Origin of the sequence: Caballeronia telluris (genome assembly GCF_001544495.1) — a bacterium.
Lineage (GTDB): Bacteria > Pseudomonadota > Gammaproteobacteria > Burkholderiales > Burkholderiaceae > Caballeronia > Caballeronia telluris.
In genome coordinates, this window is sequence record NZ_FCNZ02000001.1 from 200,652 (window position 1) to 217,073 (window position 16,422).

At 65.8% G+C, this 16,422-nt stretch carries 16 protein-coding genes; 12 read left to right on the forward strand and 4 right to left on the reverse strand.

Going from position 1 to position 16,422, the window contains the following annotated elements:
• Positions 1 to 43 precede the first annotated feature (43 nt).
• Together AWB66_RS00900 and AWB66_RS00905 are read right to left on the reverse strand one after the other, a co-directional pair.
• A complete protein-coding gene (locus AWB66_RS00900; protein ID WP_087628373.1) occupies positions 44 to 589 on the reverse strand; it encodes a hypothetical protein in 546 nt (181 codons plus the stop codon).
• Positions 590 to 679: 90 nt separating this feature from the next.
• Entirely contained in the window at positions 680 to 1,480 is an 801-nt protein-coding gene (locus AWB66_RS00905; RefSeq protein WP_087628374.1) for an IclR family transcriptional regulator, read from the reverse strand.
• Positions 1,481 to 1,743: 263 nt separating this feature from the next.
• Between AWB66_RS00905 and AWB66_RS00910 the strand changes: the two genes are divergently transcribed.
• The 9 genes from AWB66_RS00910 (at position 1,744) to AWB66_RS00950 (ending at position 10,593) form a co-directional block, all read left to right on the forward strand.
• Positions 1,744 to 2,769 carry a sugar ABC transporter substrate-binding protein gene (locus AWB66_RS00910; RefSeq protein ID WP_125469626.1) on the forward strand — a complete coding sequence of 342 codons (1,026 nt, stop codon included), beginning with the start codon at positions 1,744 to 1,746 and terminating at the stop codon, positions 2,767 to 2,769.
• On the forward strand, positions 2,766 to 4,271 hold the full coding sequence (locus tag AWB66_RS00915) for a sugar ABC transporter ATP-binding protein (RefSeq protein ID WP_087628375.1): 1,506 nt from the start codon (positions 2,766 to 2,768) through the stop codon (positions 4,269 to 4,271). Before AWB66_RS00910 ends, AWB66_RS00915 begins: the two co-directional genes overlap by 4 nt.
• A complete protein-coding gene (locus tag AWB66_RS00920) occupies positions 4,261 to 5,301 on the forward strand; it encodes an ABC transporter permease (protein ID WP_087628376.1) in 1,041 nt (346 codons plus the stop codon). Before AWB66_RS00915 ends, AWB66_RS00920 begins: the two co-directional genes overlap by 11 nt.
• Position 5,302: 1 nt before the next feature.
• Complete coding sequence (locus AWB66_RS00925) at positions 5,303 to 5,623, forward strand: UxaA family hydrolase (RefSeq protein WP_087628377.1); 321 nt, start codon at positions 5,303 to 5,305, stop codon at positions 5,621 to 5,623.
• 41 nt (positions 5,624 to 5,664) lie between these two features.
• A complete protein-coding gene (locus AWB66_RS00930) occupies positions 5,665 to 6,978 on the forward strand; it encodes a UxaA family hydrolase (RefSeq protein WP_087628767.1) in 1,314 nt (437 codons plus the stop codon).
• A gap of 22 nt (positions 6,979 to 7,000) precedes the next feature.
• Positions 7,001 to 8,053 carry an aldo/keto reductase gene (locus AWB66_RS00935; RefSeq protein ID WP_087628378.1) on the forward strand — a complete coding sequence of 351 codons (1,053 nt, stop codon included), beginning with the start codon at positions 7,001 to 7,003 and terminating at the stop codon, positions 8,051 to 8,053.
• Positions 8,050 to 8,892 carry an amidohydrolase family protein gene (locus AWB66_RS00940; RefSeq protein WP_087628379.1) on the forward strand — a complete coding sequence of 281 codons (843 nt, stop codon included), beginning with the start codon at positions 8,050 to 8,052 and terminating at the stop codon, positions 8,890 to 8,892. Before AWB66_RS00935 ends, AWB66_RS00940 begins: the two co-directional genes overlap by 4 nt.
• 61 nt (positions 8,893 to 8,953) lie before the next feature.
• Positions 8,954 to 9,697, forward strand: coding sequence for an SDR family oxidoreductase (locus AWB66_RS00945; protein WP_087628380.1), 744 nt, complete (start codon positions 8,954 to 8,956; stop codon positions 9,695 to 9,697).
• 47 nt (positions 9,698 to 9,744) lie between these two features.
• Positions 9,745 to 10,593, forward strand: coding sequence for an ureidoglycolate lyase (locus AWB66_RS00950; protein ID WP_087628381.1), 849 nt, complete (start codon positions 9,745 to 9,747; stop codon positions 10,591 to 10,593).
• Positions 10,594 to 10,732: 139 nt separating this feature from the next.
• Here the strand turns inward: AWB66_RS00950 and AWB66_RS00955 are convergent, their stop codons facing one another.
• Positions 10,733 to 11,173 carry a PaaI family thioesterase gene (locus AWB66_RS00955; protein ID WP_087628382.1) on the reverse strand — a complete coding sequence of 147 codons (441 nt, stop codon included), beginning with the start codon at positions 11,171 to 11,173 and terminating at the stop codon, positions 10,733 to 10,735.
• Positions 11,174 to 11,401: 228 nt separating this feature from the next.
• Here AWB66_RS00955 and AWB66_RS00960 point away from each other — a divergent pair, with 228 nt between their 5' ends.
• The gene (locus AWB66_RS00960; RefSeq protein ID WP_087628383.1) at positions 11,402 to 13,012 is read left to right on the forward strand and encodes a methyl-accepting chemotaxis protein; all 1,611 of its coding nucleotides are present in this window, start codon (positions 11,402 to 11,404) and stop codon (positions 13,010 to 13,012) included.
• Here AWB66_RS00960 and AWB66_RS00965 read toward each other — a convergent pair whose 3' ends face one another.
• A complete protein-coding gene (locus tag AWB66_RS00965) occupies positions 13,013 to 14,137 on the reverse strand; it encodes an AGE family epimerase/isomerase (RefSeq protein ID WP_087628384.1) in 1,125 nt (374 codons plus the stop codon).
• A 140-nt stretch (positions 14,138 to 14,277) separates the two neighbouring features.
• Between AWB66_RS00965 and AWB66_RS00970 the strand changes: the two genes are divergently transcribed.
• Both AWB66_RS00970 and AWB66_RS00975 read left to right on the forward strand, forming a co-directional pair.
• Entirely contained in the window at positions 14,278 to 14,961 is a 684-nt protein-coding gene (locus tag AWB66_RS00970; protein WP_087628385.1) for an MgtC/SapB family protein, read from the forward strand.
• Between the two features lie 255 nt (positions 14,962 to 15,216).
• Complete coding sequence (locus AWB66_RS00975) at positions 15,217 to 16,218, forward strand: hypothetical protein (protein ID WP_235020937.1); 1,002 nt, start codon at positions 15,217 to 15,219, stop codon at positions 16,216 to 16,218.
• Positions 16,219 to 16,422: the final 204 nt, after the last annotated feature.

Below are 16,422 nucleotides of genomic sequence, written 5' to 3' on the forward strand. Positions count from 1 at the left end.
TCGCCGCCCGAGGGCGGCGATTTTCATGGTGCGGCGGGAAGCATCAAGCCGCGAGCTTCGCGAGCGCCTCGTCGATGTGGGCGCGCGTGAGCGTCAGTTCGTCGAGCCACGCGTCGGCGTAGGTGCTGCCGGTTTCGCGCTCCAGCCGCGCGATGGTCGCGGCGCAGCGCGTCGCGTCCTTCGGCGTCGCGATGAAGCCCTTCACCGACGCGCCCGCCGTGAACGTCTCGAACAACGGCACGCGGATGTCGTCGGGCAGCGCGCGCGACGTCCACTGATACGGCTTGCCGTTATGAATGAGCTGCGGCGGGAGCGCGCGTTCCTTCTTCGCGGCCGGGATCAGCCCGAAAGTGCGCGCCGCGTCGCCGATCTGCTCGGGCGAGAAGAGCTCGTCCGGGCTGATGTCGAACTGCTGGATGAAGGTTTCGATCGACTGCATCGCGGCCGCGCGGTCGTCGCGCTTTTTCTGCGCGCGAGCGACGATGTCGCGCAGTTCGTCGGCTTCTTCGGGCGTGATCGTGAAGCTCGCCTGCTTTTGCTGAAGCTCGGTGAAGCGCTGGAATTCGGGATCGGACAGGAGTTTCGCCATGGAGATTGCTAACGTCGGAAGCGGCGGACCGCTAAAACAGCCGCCCGCCTTTTTGAGAGGGCCGCCATTCTAACGCGTCAGCGACGCGCTTCAATCCGATTCCTGTCCCGGCGTATTGCCCGCCATCGACAAACCGGCCGCCACGTCTTTCAGCAGCGCGGTCACGTCCTCGATCGACGGCGCGACGTATTCGTCGATCCGCCGCATGTAGGGACACGTCAGCGCCGCGATCGCCTGACCCGACGGCCCGAGCAGCGGAAACGTGATGTCCGTCACGCCCACCGTCTGAAGGCTGTCCTTGCGCGAAAAACCGTCCGCCTGAATCTGCGCGTAGGCCGCGTCCAGCACATCGCGGTCGAGCACGTGTTCGCCTTTTACCCTCGTGTGTTCGGCGAGCATGTGCTCGCGCTGCTCCGCGCTCTGGAACGCGAGCATCACGCGCCCCGAGCCGGTGTCGATCAAACCGACGCGCGAGCCGAGCCGCACCGAAATGCCCCACGTCCCCGGCCCGTCGACCTGCGCGATCACGAGCAGATTGCCGCGGTCGTACACGGCTAGATGCACCGACTGTTCGGCGGTATCGGCGAAACGCTGCATCACGGGCAGCGCCCCGGAGATCAGCCGGTTCATCGGCGGATGGCGGTGCGCGAGCGCGTACAGCTTCAGGCTCAGCGAATAACGGTCGCCAGCGGGCGAGCGCACGACGTATTGCCGCGCGACGAGCCGCTCCAGCATCCGGTACATCTCGCTTGCGTTGCGTCCGAGCAGCTTCGTGATTTCGGCGCGCGTCAGCCCGTCCTTCTGTTCCGAAAGCAATTCGAGGATGTCGAGCCCCTTGTCCAGCGCGGGCGCGCGGTAGCGGTCGGCGTCGTTGGTGTCGTCGGCTTCCATTCTTGATTTGGGTCGATTCATGTTTGGGCCGCGCCGAGTGTAAGCCGTCCGCCGCGCGACAGGCAGCCGCTGCGCGCTAGGGAAACTACCGACCGATGCTGCAGCGCACTTTCCTTGACTTCGGTTTATCCGTATATGAATAATACGTTCACTGATGAATGAACGCATCGAGGCAAACCCGAAGCAACGAACGGTCGGAGTGAAAAGGCCGAGGCTGGACCGAAGTCCATAGCAATCCAACGAGCACATCAGGAGACACGCACATGACGTTCATCAAGGGGCTGCCCACGGCCCGTCGTTTCGTTGCGGCCATCGTGGCCGCGAGCGCGGGGCTGGTCGCCACCGCCCACGCCGCCGACGCCGGCAAGGTCGGCCTCGGCCTGCCGCTTTTGACATCGCCGTTCTGGCAGTCGTACAACAACTACCTGCCGGTCTACGCCAAGCAGATGGGCCTCGACATCCTCGCGCCCGTCAATTCGAACGGCGACCCCGCGCAGCAGATCACCGACATGAACAACCTGCTGAATCTCGGCGCGAAGGGGATCGTCGTCGGTCCGCTGGATTCGGCCGCGATCAGCCGCGCGCTGGAGGCGTCGTCGGCGAAGAGCGTGCCGGTCGTCGCCGTCGATGTCGCGCCGACGCAGGGCAAGGTCGCGATGGTCGTGCGCGCCGACAACCGCGCGTACGGCTCGAAGGCATGCGATTACATCGGCGAGCACGTGAAGTCGGGCAAGGTCGTGCAGATCATGGGCGATCTCGCTTCCGTGAACGGCCGCGACCGCTCCGAGGCGTTCCGCGCGTGTCTCAAGAAATATCCGGGTCTGTCCCTGCTCGAAATCCCGGCGGCGTGGAAGGGCGACGTCGCGGCGACCGCGCTCGACAGCCTCCTGACCGCGAACCCCGACGTGAAGGCGATCTACATGCAGGCGGGCGGCGTCTATCTCTCGCCGACGCTGCAAACGCTGCGCCGCAAGCAGATGCTCTTCAAGGCGGGCGATCCGAAGCACGTCGTGATCGTGAGCAACGACGGCATTCCGCAGGAATTCGACGCGATCCGCCGCGGCGAGATCGACGCGACCATTTCGCAGCCCGCCGACCTGTACGCGAAGTACGGCCTGTTCTATATCAAGGCGGCGCTCGCGGGCCAGACGTTCCAGCCCGGCCCGACGGATCACGGCAGCACGATCGTGCAGCGCGCGCCCGGCATCCTCGAAGACCAGTTGCCCGCGCCGCTCGTGACGAAGGCGAACGTCGACGACAAGTCGCTCTGGGGAAATACCATCAAATGAACGTTCCAGTGGTGGAGGCGCGCAATCTGACGAAGCGCTTCGGCTCGACGGCGGCGTTGAACGACGTGAGCCTGCGCGTCTTGCCGGGCGAGTCGCACGCGCTCGTCGGACGCAACGGCGCGGGCAAATCGACGCTCGTCTCGATGCTCACGGGCCTGCGCAAACCCGACACGGGCGAAGTGCGCTTCAACGACGCGCCCGCGCCGCCAATCGCCGACCGCGACGCGTGGCGCGAGCGCGTCGCGTGCGTCTACCAGCACTCGACGATCATCCGCGAGTTGTCCGTCGCCGAGAATCTGTTCATCAACCGCCAGCCGGTGAAAGGCAGCGTGATCGACTGGCGGACGATGCGCCGCGACGCCCGCGCGCTGCTCGATCACTGGAAGATCGACGTGCGCGAGGACGCCCGCGCCGGCGATCTGACGGTGGAAGCGCGGCAGTTGGTCGAGATCGCGCGGGCGCTGTCGTACGGCGCGCGCTTCATCATCCTCGACGAACCGACCGCGCAGCTCGACGGCGATGAAATCAAGCGGCTCTTTCGGCGCATCGAGGAATTGCAGCGCGAAGGCGTGACGTTCCTGTTCATCTCGCACCATTTGCAGGAGGTGTACGAGATTTGCCAGGCGGTCACGGTGCTGCGCGACGCGCGGCATATCGTCAGCGCGCCGGTCTCCGCGCTGCCGCGCGAAAAGCTGATCGAAGCGATGACGGGCGAGCAGGGCGGCTTGGCCGTCGCGGATGCCGCCGCGCGTCCCGCGTTGCCCGCCGATACGCCCGTCGCGCTTCACGTCGATGCGCTCTGCGGCGAGGACTACGAAGGCGTGTCGTTCAGCGTCAAGCGCGGCGAAGTGGTCGGGCTGACGGGCGCGACGTCGAGCGGCCGGACGAGCGTCGCGGAGGCGATCGCGGGACTCACCGCGCAGCGCGCGGGCGCGATTCGCGTCGACGGCCGCGCGCTGCCGCCGGGCGATGTGCCCGCCGCGCTCGACGCGGGCGTCGGCTGCGTGCCGAAGGACCGGCATCGCGAGGGGCTCGTGCTGTCTCAATCGGTGGCGGAAAACGCGTCGATGACGATCGCGCGCACGCTCGGGCGCTTCGGCGTCGCGTCGCCGGCGAAGAAGAACGCGTTCGGGCGCCGCATGATCGACGCGCTCGGCATCAAGACGCAGGGACCGGAGCACGCGGTGTCGGGCCTGTCGGGCGGCAATCAGCAGAAAGTCGTGATGGCGCGCGCGCTCGCGACCGACCCCGACGTGCTCGTGCTGATCGACCCGACGGCGGGCGTCGACGTGAAATCGAAGGAAGCGCTGCTCGGCGTCGTCGATCGCGTGCGCGACGAGGGCAAGGCGGTGCTGGTGGTGTCGGGCGAACTGGACGATTTGCGCACCTGCGACCGCGTCCTCGTGATGTTTCGCGGCGCGGTCGCCGCCGAGTTTCCTGCCGGCTGGCAGGACCATGAACTGATTGCCTCAGTGGAAGGAGTGAGTCTCCATGAAGAATAACGTCCCGAGTCCCGCGATGGCCGGCAGCGCGCCCGGCGCGGGTGTCGGCGTGCGCGAGCGGCGTGCGCGCCTCGACCTCGCGCGGTTTCGCGACCTCGCGCTTCTGCCCGCGCTCGCGTTGCTGCTCGCGATCGGCGCGTTCGTCAGCCCGAGCTTTCTCACGAAGGCGAATCTGATCAGCATTCTCGGCGCGTCGGCGGCGCTCGCGCTCGTCGTGCTGGCCGAATCGCTGATCGTGCTGACCGGCAAGTTCGATTTGTCGCTCGAATCGACGGTCGGCATCGCGCCCGCCGTGGGCGCGATGCTCGTGATGCCGGCGGCGTCGGCGGGATTCGGCTTCGAATGGCCGGCGTGGGCGGGATTGCTCGCGATCGTCGCGGTTGGCGCGGTCGTCGGTTTCGTCAACGGCTTTCTGGTCGTGCGTCTGCGGCTCAACGCGTTCATCGTGACGCTCGCGATGCTGATCGTGCTGCGCGGGATGCTCGTCGGCGCGACCAAGGGCGGCACGCTCTTCGACATGCCGCCGTCCTTCTTCACGCTCGCGACGACGCTCGTCGCCGGCCTGCCGGTTTCCGTGTGGCTCGCGGCGGTGGCGTTCGCGGTCGCCGCGTTCATGCTGCGCTATCACCGGCTCGGGCGCGCGCTGTACGCGATCGGCGGCAATCCGGAAGCGGCGCGCGCGGCGGGCATTCGCGTCGAGCGCATTACGTGGGGCGTGTTCGTGCTGGGCAGCGTGCTGGCGTCGGTGGGCGGGCTGATCGTGACGGGTTATGTCGGCGCGATCAACGCGAACCAGGGCAACGGGATGATCTTCACGGTGTTCGCGGCGGCGGTGATCGGCGGCATTTCGCTCGACGGCGGCAAAGGCACGATGCTCGGCGCGTTGTCCGGCGTGCTGCTGCTGGGCGTCGTGCAGAATTTGCTGACGCTCGCGCAGGTTCCGTCGTTCTGGATTCAGGCGATTTACGGCGCGATCATTCTGGGATCGCTGATGGTGGCGCGGCTCGCGGGCGGCGAGGGGCAGAACTAAGATGACGTCGATGAACGAAACCGACCCGCGATTGATCTTGCTGAGTCCCGAGGACAATTGTCTGATCGCGGGTGCGGCTCTCGCCGCGGGCGAGACTGTACTGATCGACGGTGAAAGCGTCGTGCTTGCACGGGCCGTCGATCTCGCACACAAGATCGCGCGGTGCGCGCTCGTGGTCGATCAGAAAGTGCTCCGGTATGGAGCCGTCATCGGGCACGTCACGCGCGACGTCGCAAAGGGCGAGCATTTGCATACCCACAATCTCGCCAGCGATTATTTGCCCACTTATACGCACGACGCCGGGAACACCTTCGTGCGGTAAAGCATCGCCCCACAACGCAAAACAACTCCGCGACCATGCCGATGACATCCTCCCTCACTACGCCCGACCTGCTGGGTTATCAACGCTCCGACGGACGCAAAGGCATCCGCAATGTCGTGGCGGTCGCGTACCTGGTCGAATGCGCGCATCACGTGGCGCGCGAGATCGTCGCGCAATTCCGCCCTTCGTTCGACGCGTTCGATCATCACGAGCACGAACCGCCCGTCCACCTGATCGGCTTCCCGGGCTGCTACCCGAACAGCTACGCCGAAAAGATGATGGAACGCCTGACGACGCATCCGAACGTCGGCGCGGTGCTGTTCGTCTCGCTGGGCTGCGAGAGCATGAACAAACACCATCTCGTCGATGCCGTGCGCGCGAGCGGCCGTCCGGCGCAGGTGCTCACGATCCAGGAAAAAGGCGGCACGCGCAGCACGATCCAGAACGGTCTCGACTGGGTGCGCGAGGCGCGCGCGACGCTCGCCGCCCAGCCGAAAGTGCCGATGGCGCTTGATGAACTCGTCGTCGGCACGATCTGCGGCGGCTCGGACGGCACGAGCGGCATCACGGCGAACCCAGCCGTCGGCCGCGCATTCGACGCGCTGATCGAAGCGGGCGCGACCTGCATCTTCGAGGAAACCGGCGAACTCGTCGGCTGCGAATATCACATGGAAAAGCGCGCGGCGCGGCCGGAACTGGGCGCGGAAATCGTCGCGTGCGTGGCGAAGGCGGCGCGCTATTACTCGATCCTCGGCCACGGCTCGTTCGCCGTCGGCAACGCGGACGGCGGTCTCACGACGCAGGAAGAAAAGTCGCTCGGCGCGTATGCGAAAAGCGGGGCGTCGCCGATCGCCGGCATCGTCAAACCCGGCGACGTTCCGCCGACCGGCGGCCTGTACCTTCTCGACGTCGTCCCGGACGGCGAGCCGCGCTTCGGCTTTCCCAACATCAGCGACAACGCGGAAATCGTCGAACTGATCGCGTGCGGCGCGCATGTGATCCTGTTCACGACCGGGCGCGGCTCTGTGGTTGGCTCGGCGATCTCGCCCGTCATCAAGGTCTGCGCTAACCCGACCACTTACCGCAACCTGTCCGGCGACATGGACGTCGACGCGGGCCGCATCCTCGAAGGCCGCGCGACGCTCGACGAAGTCGGACGCGAAGTGTTCGATGCGACCGTCGCGGTGGCGGCGGGCGCGGCGTCGAAGTCGGAAGGATTAGGCCATCAGGAATTCATCCTGACTTACAAGACGTTCGAGCCGGTCGGGCCGGCGTGCTTGCCGGCGCATTTGCCGCGCGCGGCGACCGCGCGTAATGTGACAGGCGGCGTAACAGTTGAACGCTTGCCAACTTAATCGCAGCAATGAGGTCGCGCAGATGAACGAAAAAACAGGAGACGCGGCGGTCGGTCGCCGCCGCAAGATCGGCCGCACCGCGCTGGAAGTGACGGCGCTTTCGCTCGGCACGGCGCCGCTCGGCGGGCTGTACCACGAGTTGTCGGAAGAGGCGGCGATGGCGACCGTCGACGCCGCGTGGCAAAGCGGCATCCGTTTCTTCGATACCGCGCCGCACTACGGCCATACGAAAGCGGAGCACCGCCTCGGCAACGCGCTGCGCCGCTATCCGCGCGCCGACTACGTGCTTTCGACGAAAGTCGGCCGCCGCTTCGTGCCGCGCGTGCATCCCTACGACGGCAGCGAAGGCTGGGCGAATCCGCTGCCCTTCGAAGCGATCTACGACTACAGCTACGACGGCATCCTGCGCTCGTTCGAGGACAGCCAGCAGCGCCTCGGCATCGTGGATATCGACATCGTGCTGATTCACGACATCGGTCGCGTGACGCACGGCGAAAAGAACGCGTTCTACTGGCGACAACTTACGGACGACGGCGGATTCCGCGCACTCGATGAACTGCGCCAGACGCGCGGCGTGAAGGCGGTCGGACTCGGCGTGAACGAAGGCGCGGCGATCCGCGAAGCGATGGCCGAGTTCGACATCGACTGCGCGCTGCTCGCCGGACGATACACGCTGCTCGAACAGGCCGTCCTCGACGACTTGCTACCGGAGTGCGAGAAACGCGAGGTCAGCATTCTCCTCGGCGGCGCGTTCAACTCGGGCATTCTCGCGCGCGGTCTCGACGCTGGCGCCGAAGGCGATCTGAAATTCAACTACGGCGATGCGCCCGCCGCGATCGTCGAACAGGTCGGCAAACTTGAACGCGTCTGCCGCGAGCACGGCGTCGCGCTGTCGAGCGCGGCCCTCCAATTTCCTTATGCGCATAAAGTTATTGCGACCGTGCTGATGGGCGCGCGCAGCGCGCACGAAGTGGTCGAGAACGCGGCGTCGTTCGCCGAGCCGCTGCCCGCCGCGCTTTGGGACGCGCTACGCGCGAGCCAGTTGCTGCATCCGGACGCGCCGGTGCCGCGATGAATATCGACGCGCATCAGCATTACTGGGACCCCGCGCGCGGTGACTACGGCTGGCTCAAGCCGGAGATGAAGGCGCTGTATCGCGTTTTCGCTCCCGACGATCTCAAGCCATTGCGCGAAGCGGTGAATGTTGCGCGGACGGTGGTCGTCCAGGCCGCGCCGACGGTCGATGAAACGCGCTATCTGCTGGATCTCGCGCGCAACGAGGAATCGATCGCGGGCGTGGTCGGCTGGGTGCCGCTCGACGCGCCCGACGCGCCCGCGCTCATCGAAACCCTCGCGCGCGATCCGAAGTTCAAGGGCGTGCGCCCGATGTTGCAGGACTTGCCCGACGACCACTGGATCGAAACGGCGCCGATCGAACCCGCGATCCGGAAACTCGTCGAACTCGATCTCGCGTTCGATGCACTGATTTTCGCGCGCCACGTTCCGTCTTTTACGAAGTTCGCGCAGCGTTATCCGGAATTGAGAATCGTCGTCGATCATGGCGCGAAGCCGCCGATTCGCGACGGCGCCGCAGGCTGGCAACCGTGGGCCGACGGCATCGCGCAACTGGCGGAACTGCCGCAAAAACCGTACTGCAAGCTGTCCGGACTCGTCACCGAAGCCGCACAAGAATGCGACGAATCCGTATTGAAACCCTACGTCGACCATCTTTTCGAACATTTCGGCGCGCAACGCCTGATGTGGGGCAGCGACTGGCCGGTACTGAACCTGAATGGCGACTATGCTGGCTGGCACGATGCCGCGCGCGCCCTTTTCCGATCGCGCTCCCATCTCGAAAGAGCAGACGAAGCGGCGATCTTCGGCGCAAACGCCCGTGCGTTCTACCGCCTGTGACGCCGGTTAAACCGGCGATATACCCGACATGTCTCAAAAACACTTTCAACCGGAGCTGTAGATGATACAAAGACTGGCAGGCAAGACCGCGCTGATCACGGCGGCGGGACAGGGAATCGGCCTCGCGACCGCCGAGCTGTTCGCGGCCCAGGGCGCGCGCGTGATCGCGACCGACATCCGCACCGAGTCGCTCGAAGGCAAGCCGTTCGAGTTCCGCAAGCTCGACGTGCTCGATACGCAGGCCGTCAACGACCTCGCGAGCGAAATCGGCGCGATCGACGTGCTGTTCAATTGCGCGGGCTTCGTGCACGCCGGTTCGATCCTCGAAGCGAGCGAGGCGGACTGGGACCTCGCGTTCGATCTCAACGCGAAGGCGATGTACCGTACGATCCGCGCGTTCCTGCCGGCGATGCTCGCGAAGGGCGGCGGGTCGATCATCAACATGTCGTCGGCGGCGTCGAGCGTGAAGGGCGTGCCGAACCGCTTCGTGTATGGTGCGTCGAAGGCGGCCGTGATCGGCCTGACGAAGGCGGTCGCCGCCGATTTCGTCACGCGCGGCATCCGCTGCAACGCAATTTGTCCGGGCACCGTCGATTCGCCTTCGCTGCAGCAGCGCATCGCCGAGCAGGCGAAGGCGCAGGGCGCGACGATCGAGCAGGTTCAGGCGGCGTTCGTCGCGCGTCAGCCGATGGGGCGCGTCGGCAAGCCGGAGGAAATCGCGGCGCTCGCGCTCTATCTCGGCTCCGACGAGTCGTCGTTCACGACCGGTCAGATCCATTTGATCGACGGCGGCTGGTCGAACTAGGCTGCAAGGCAACCGAATCACCTTTTGAAACACGAGGATCAAACCAGATGAAACTGCTTCGTTTTGGGCCGAAGGGTCAGGAAAAGCCGGGTCTGCTCGACGCCGATGGCAAGATTCGCGATCTGTCCGGCATCGTCGACGACATCGCCGGCGCCACGCTGACCGACGCGGGTCTCGCCAAACTGCGCGCCGTCGATCCGTCGACGCTGCCGGTCGCGTCGGGCGAGCCGCGCATCGGCTCGTGCGTCGGGCGCGTCGGCAAATTCGTGTGCATCGGCCTCAACTACGCCGATCACGCCGCCGAATCGAACCTGCCGGTGCCGACCGAACCCGTGATTTTCGGCAAATGGACGAGCGCGATCTGCGGTCCGAACGACGACGTCGAAATCCCGCGCGAGTCGAAGAAGACCGATTGGGAAGTGGAACTCGGTGTGGTCATCGGCAAAGAAGCGAAGTACGTCGACGAAGCCAGCGCGCTCGACTACGTTGCGGGCTATTGCGTGATCAACGACGTGTCGGAGCGCGAGTGGCAGCTCGAACACGGCACGCAGTGGGACAAGGGCAAGGGCTTCGACACGTTCGGGCCGATCGGGCCGTGGCTCGTCACGAAGGACGAAATCGCCGATCCGCAGAAGCTCGACCTGTGGCTCGAAGTCGACGGCCATCGCTATCAGAACGGCAACACGCGCACGATGGTGTTCACGGTCGCGCAACTGGTGTCGTATCTGTCGAAGGTGATGAGCCTGCAACCCGGCGATGTCATCTCGACCGGCACGCCGCCAGGCGTCGGCATGGGCGTGAAGCCTGCGGCCGTGTACCTCAAGGCCGGGCAGACGATGCGCCTCGGCATTCAGGGCCTCGGCGAACAGCAGCAAAAGACCGTCGGCGCGCAGTAAGGCAAAAGCCGTTGCGCGTTCGCGCGCAACGGCTTTTTTTCGCGCCGACGCAAAAGTGAGCTTTTACGGGAGCGCGTGAGGCCAACAAAAAACCTCGCGGTCGAGCGAGGTTTTTTACGTCGATGCCGCCGCACAAAAATCACGCATCGAACATCATCGGTTCCGGCGCGCCTTCGACGATGCGGTTGATCGTGCCCTGCGCCACCGCGACGAGCCGCTCGGCGTTGCCGTCCGTCACGTAGACGTCGCACTGGCAGGTCGCCTGCGTCATGCCGGCGTGGATCACGCGGGCCCGCGCCATCAGCGTGCCGGACACGGCCGGCCGCAGATAATTGATCTTGTATTCCCCCGTCACCACCTTCGGGCCGAGCCTCAGCGCGCCCGCGAACGTCAGCGCATTGTCGACGAGATAGCTCACGACGCCGCCGTGCACGAAACCGTGTTGCTGCCTCAGGTCGTCACGAATGGTGAGACACAGCGTGAGACTCGCTGAGTCGACCTGCATCAGTTTCGTGCCCAGCAAGGCGCTGAACGGTTGCGCGTTCAGCGCACCGCGAGCGATATCGACGATTTCGGCCATTCGGACACTCCTTCGGTGGGTTCGGTCCTGCAAAGACTGTAGGTAGCGTTCGTCCACTCTGCAAGGAAGTTCGCCAAAACCCGCCGAAAAACTTTCGCCAATGTTTCAGAACGCTTGCTGCGCGCGTGTTCGAAGAGAAAACTGCGAATCCCGTTCAAGCGCGCGTCCTCGACTGCCGTAAACCCGCATATTGCCCTGTCGGGCTATTACATGAAATCGGGTGCCAGAATGTTGGGAAAAATCAAAGTTGCTTCAAGTTTGCTCGTCGTATTGCTGGTGTTCTGCCTGTTTCAGGTGGTGACGGAAGGACTCGGTTTCTGGTCGTTGTCGAACACGCATGACGATGTCGGCAACTTGTCCAACATCGCGCTCAAGCAGGTCAACATGGTCAACGAGACCACGCAGCGTCTGATGGACGCGCGCATCAACCTCTCGCGCGCCGGAACGCGGATGGTGCGCGGCGGCGCGGAGCCGGTCGAGATCGTGCAGCACGCGCGCGAACAGATCGCGCTCGCGGAGAAGTCGTTCAGCGCGTTCGTCAGCGCGCCGAAAACGGGCGACGACAATCAGGCGCGCGTCGCGGCGCTGCAAGAGAAGTACGCGGCCTATTCGAAGGCGCTAAGCGAACTCGTCCAGTACCTCGATTCGGGCAATATCCAGGCGTTCCTCGATCAGCCGACGCAAGGCTTCCAGGACCGCTACCTCGCCGAGCAGCAAAAATTCATGCAGTTCGGCGACGCCGCCGGCCGCGCCTATCTCGAATCGATCGACGAGCGCTTTTTCCTGTTCCGCGCGGTGGGCGCGGGCATCTTCATCGCGCTGGTGGCGGGCATCGTGCTCGTGCACGTCGCGCTGCGCCGTGGCCTCGTCGCGCCGCTCGAAGAAGCCGGCCGCCACTTCGAGCGCATCGCGCAAGGCCGCCTCGACGAGCGCATCGCCGAGCGCGGCAGCAACGAGATCGGCCGTCTGTTCGCGGGTCTCGCGGTGATGCAGGCGAGCGTCGCGCGCACGGTGGCGACGGTGCGCGAGACGTCGGATTCGATCAACTATGGCGCCGATGAAATCGCCACCGGCAACGCCGACCTGTCGGCGCGCACCGAGAACCAGGCGGCGTCGCTCGAAGAAACGGCGTCGAGCATGGAGGAACTCACCGCGACCGTGCGCCAGAACGCCGAGCACGCGCGCGAAGCGAATTCGCTCGCGGGCGACGCGCTCAGCGCGACGTCGCGCGGCACGGGCGTCGTGGAAGACGTCGTCGAGAAGATGCGCAGCATCGCGCAAAGCTCGGACAAGATCGCGGAAATCATTTCGGTGATCGACGGCATCGCGTTCCAGACCAACATTCTCGCGCTCAACGCGGCCGTCGAAGCGGCGCGCGCGGGCGAACAGGGACGCGGCTTCGCGGTCGTCGCGGGCGAAGTGCGCGGGCTCGCACAGCGCAGCGCGCAGTCGGCGAAGGAAATCAAGGAACTCATCAGCGAGTCGGTGTCGCAGGTCAGCGACGGCTCGGCGCTCGTCGAGCGCGCGGGGCAGGCAATGCGCGAAGTGTCGTCGTCGATTTCGCGCGTCACGCAGATGATGGCCGAGATCAGCGCGTCGTCGGCGGAGCAGAGCACCGGCATTGAGCAGGTCAATCAGGCCGTCACGCAAATGGACGAGATGACGCAGCAGAACGCGGCGCTCGTCGAAGAGGCGGCGGCCGCGGCGCAATCGCTGCACGAGCAGACGCGCCAGTTGAAGGCGGCGGTGGCGGTGTTCCAGATCTCCGACGCGGTGCTCGACGGCGACACGCGCGAACCGGCGCCTTCGTTTCGCGCGACGCAATTCTCGGCGGTTTGATCAGCGCAGCGCTGCGTAAGCGGTCGCGAGGTGGTACGGCGTGGTCGACGGCATGTCGGCGCGCGTCACCACGCCTTCCGCCGACTGGCATTCGATCCAGCCGCGCGCGTGCAGGAAGCGCTCGCTGAAGCGCGCGATCTGCAACGGCAGTTCGGCGCGGCTGGCTTCGCTGTCGTGCGTCGCCAGTGCGCGCAGGTATTCGGTCTGCGCCCAGATGCGCTGCGTGCCGTCGATCACGCGGCCGGTTTCGTCGAGCGCGGCGAAGACGCCGCCCGTCGCCGGATCGACGCCGTAGCGGCGCGCGAAGTCGAACGCGCGCGCGAGCGGCTCGCGCAGACCGGCCGCTTCGAACGCCGGATGGCGGCTGCCTACCACCAGAAAATACCATTCGAACTGATGGCCCGGTTCCAGGCGATTGCCCGCCGCGCCGACCGGCAATTCCGCGATACAACCGCTTTCGCCGTGCACGAACGTCCGCGCGACCTCGCGCGCGAGCGTTTCGAGTCGACGGTCGAATGCGGCGTCGCCGGTGGCGTCGCGCGCGGCGAGCCACGCTTCGGTCAAGTGCATCAGCGGGTTCTGCAAAGGCGTTTCCAGCACGTCGCCGAAGTCTTCCGACATCACCGCATTCAGCGCGCCGCTTCCCGACGCGAAGCGCGTTTCCACCAGTGCCGACGTCTCGTTCAATAACGCGATTGCGTCGGCCGAGCCGCTTTTCTTCGCGTACGCCGCGCAGGCAAAAATCACGAACGCGTGCGTGTAGAGATCCTTCTGACGCTCGAAAGGCGCGCCGTCCGCGTCCACGCTATAGAACCAACCGCCGTTTTCCTTGTCCTGAAAATAGTGCCGCAACGACGCGAAGAGCGTTCCTGCATGCGCGAGATCGCCCGCGAGCGAGAAGACGAACAACTGGCGGGCGCAAGCCATCGCCCGGTAGCGCGACGGCGGCAGCGCGGCGTGATCGTCCGGCGATACCGCTTCATACGCGAGGCCGAGCTTCGCATTGAACCCGGCGCCGCGCCAGATGGGCAGCACGACGTTCGCGTAGTGATCGCGCAGCGCGGCGCCGTCTGCGGCCGGCGTGGCGGGCTGGCGGGCTGCGTCATGCGGTTTATGGTCTTGCATAGGGCGAATTTTGGGTGGTTGACGTACCGGGGCGCGCGTCGTGCGCGGGCGAGGCGCCAAGCATAGCAAACCCGCATCGGCGGAAACGGGACGACCGGCGCGGGCGCACATCGACAATGAAAAAAGGAGGACAGACATCCATGTTAGGCAATCTGGAACTCGTCTCGCGGCTCGTGATGGCCGCGGCGCTCGGCAGCGTGATCGGATTCGAGCGCGAGCGCCTTTCGTGGGCCGCCGGCCTGCGCACGCACATGCTGGTGTGCGTCGGGTCGTCGCTGATCATGATCGTGTCGGCGTTCGGATTCGCCGACGCGCTGCAAGGCGATCACGTCGTGCTCGATCCTTCGCGGATGGCCGCGCAGGTCGTCTCCGGCATCGGCTTTCTCGGCGCCGGCTCGATCCTGCTGCGCAACGAGATCGTGCGCGGGCTCACGACGGCGGCGAGTCTCTGGTCGGTGGCGGCGATCGGCCTCGCGGTCGGCGGCGGGCTCTACACGGCGTCGATCGCTGCGACCGCGATCATTCTGATCATCCTCGCGGGCATCAAGCCGCTCGAACGACGCTTCATCTCCGTGAAACAGCGCCGTCAGCTGACGATGCTGGTCGAGCGCGGCTCGCTGAATTTTCACGCGCTGCACGAAACGCTCGGGCCGGGCAGCGTGCGCGTGAAGCAGTTCGTCGTGCAGCAGAGCGACGATTCGCCGGAACTCGACGAAGTGCAGGTCGTGCTGTCGCGCGTGTCGTCGACGGAATATCAGGCGATCTGCGACCGGCTGCGCACGCTGCCGAGCGTGCGCGAATTCAGGGAAGAAGACGCGTCGTGACCGGTTTCGTGCGATGACGTTGCGGACGTAAACCGCCGTCGCGCGGAATCGGCGAAATCGCGCAGATTACCGCCAGGCAAGGCGCTGCGCCGTGCGACAATGCGCTCTCGAAAAAACGCTGATCCGCATTTTCTTTCCGCGCGCCGTCTTTTCCGGCCGCCGCTCTCCGACCTTATGCCCGATTCCGCTGTAAAAACCGCATCCCGATCCGACTCGACGACTCAGCCTTCGCGGCCGGACAGCATCGATCCCGCCGTGTCCAGCGATGCCGAAAAGAAACTCGCCCGCGCCGCGCGCTCCGCGCAGCGGCTCGCGCAACTGACGAGCGCGCCGCGCAGCGATGCCACGCTGGATCTGTTTGCCGAAGACATCGAGCGCGCGACGTTTCAGGCCATGAACACGGATATTCGGCAGGGCACGCTCGCCGGTTTCGAGCTGCCGGAAGTGTTCATGGCGGCGGTGCCGTCGGGCGCGGGTGGCGAAAGTGCTCAGGCAAGGCGTGCGATCCGCGCGGATGGCGAGCCGCGCGACGCCGACTCGGCGGGTCCGGCGGCGCAGGCGCGTCGAGGCGGCAAGGCGGCGAGTGCGTCGGCTTCAGCGACGCGGTCCGCGGCTGCTGTTATGGAACCGGTGTTGAACGAAGAGCTGGCGCTGGCAATCGACACGGCACCGGAGGAATGTCCGGCCGCCGAACCGAATTCGAACGAGTCCGTGGCGCCGGTGCAGGTCGACACCGCCGAGGGGCGCCTGGCGCCGTCGCCGCTGGCTGCTGCGCTCGTCGATGCCGATCGGCGGAATCGTCGCACCGGCGACGCCGCCGCGCCCGAACTCGACCGCGCCCGCGCGACGGCCTTCGCCGACACCATCGATGCGCTCTACGCCGTGACCGCCGACCAGCGCGTGTCGTCGACGGCGCACTCGCGCCGCATGAAGACGATGCTGACGATCATCGTCTGCGCGATGCTCGTGACGGTCGCGACCGGCGTCGCACAGACGCTCCTGCTCATGCGGATGAGCCGCGACAGCGCGTTACGGCAGCAGCGCATCGAGCAATTGATGCTCAACCAGCAGGCGACGCTCTCGTCGCTGTTCGACACCGATTCCGCGAACGTCAGCACGCTCAACGCGCTGAACGCGCCGAAGGAAACCGCCGATGCATCGCCGATCCGGCCGGTAAGCGCCGCGCGCAACGACGCTGGGCCGAAAAAGCACGCGACGAAGCACGTCCACCACCGCACGGACGTGACCGCGCGCTGAGCGGCGCGGGCCCACCATTCTCCATTCCGTGACTACGGTCATTTGCGCGCGTCCGTGACGCGCGCGCCACAGCGCGCCCTGTTCTCGCGACCGGCGCGTTCCGGCGGCACAAGCCCGTCCGATGGCCGTCCCAGACCTGTCCCCCTATCAGCGAATGACGTTGTTCAAAGGGTGTTGTAGAAAAACTACCTGTTTTCGCAGGCG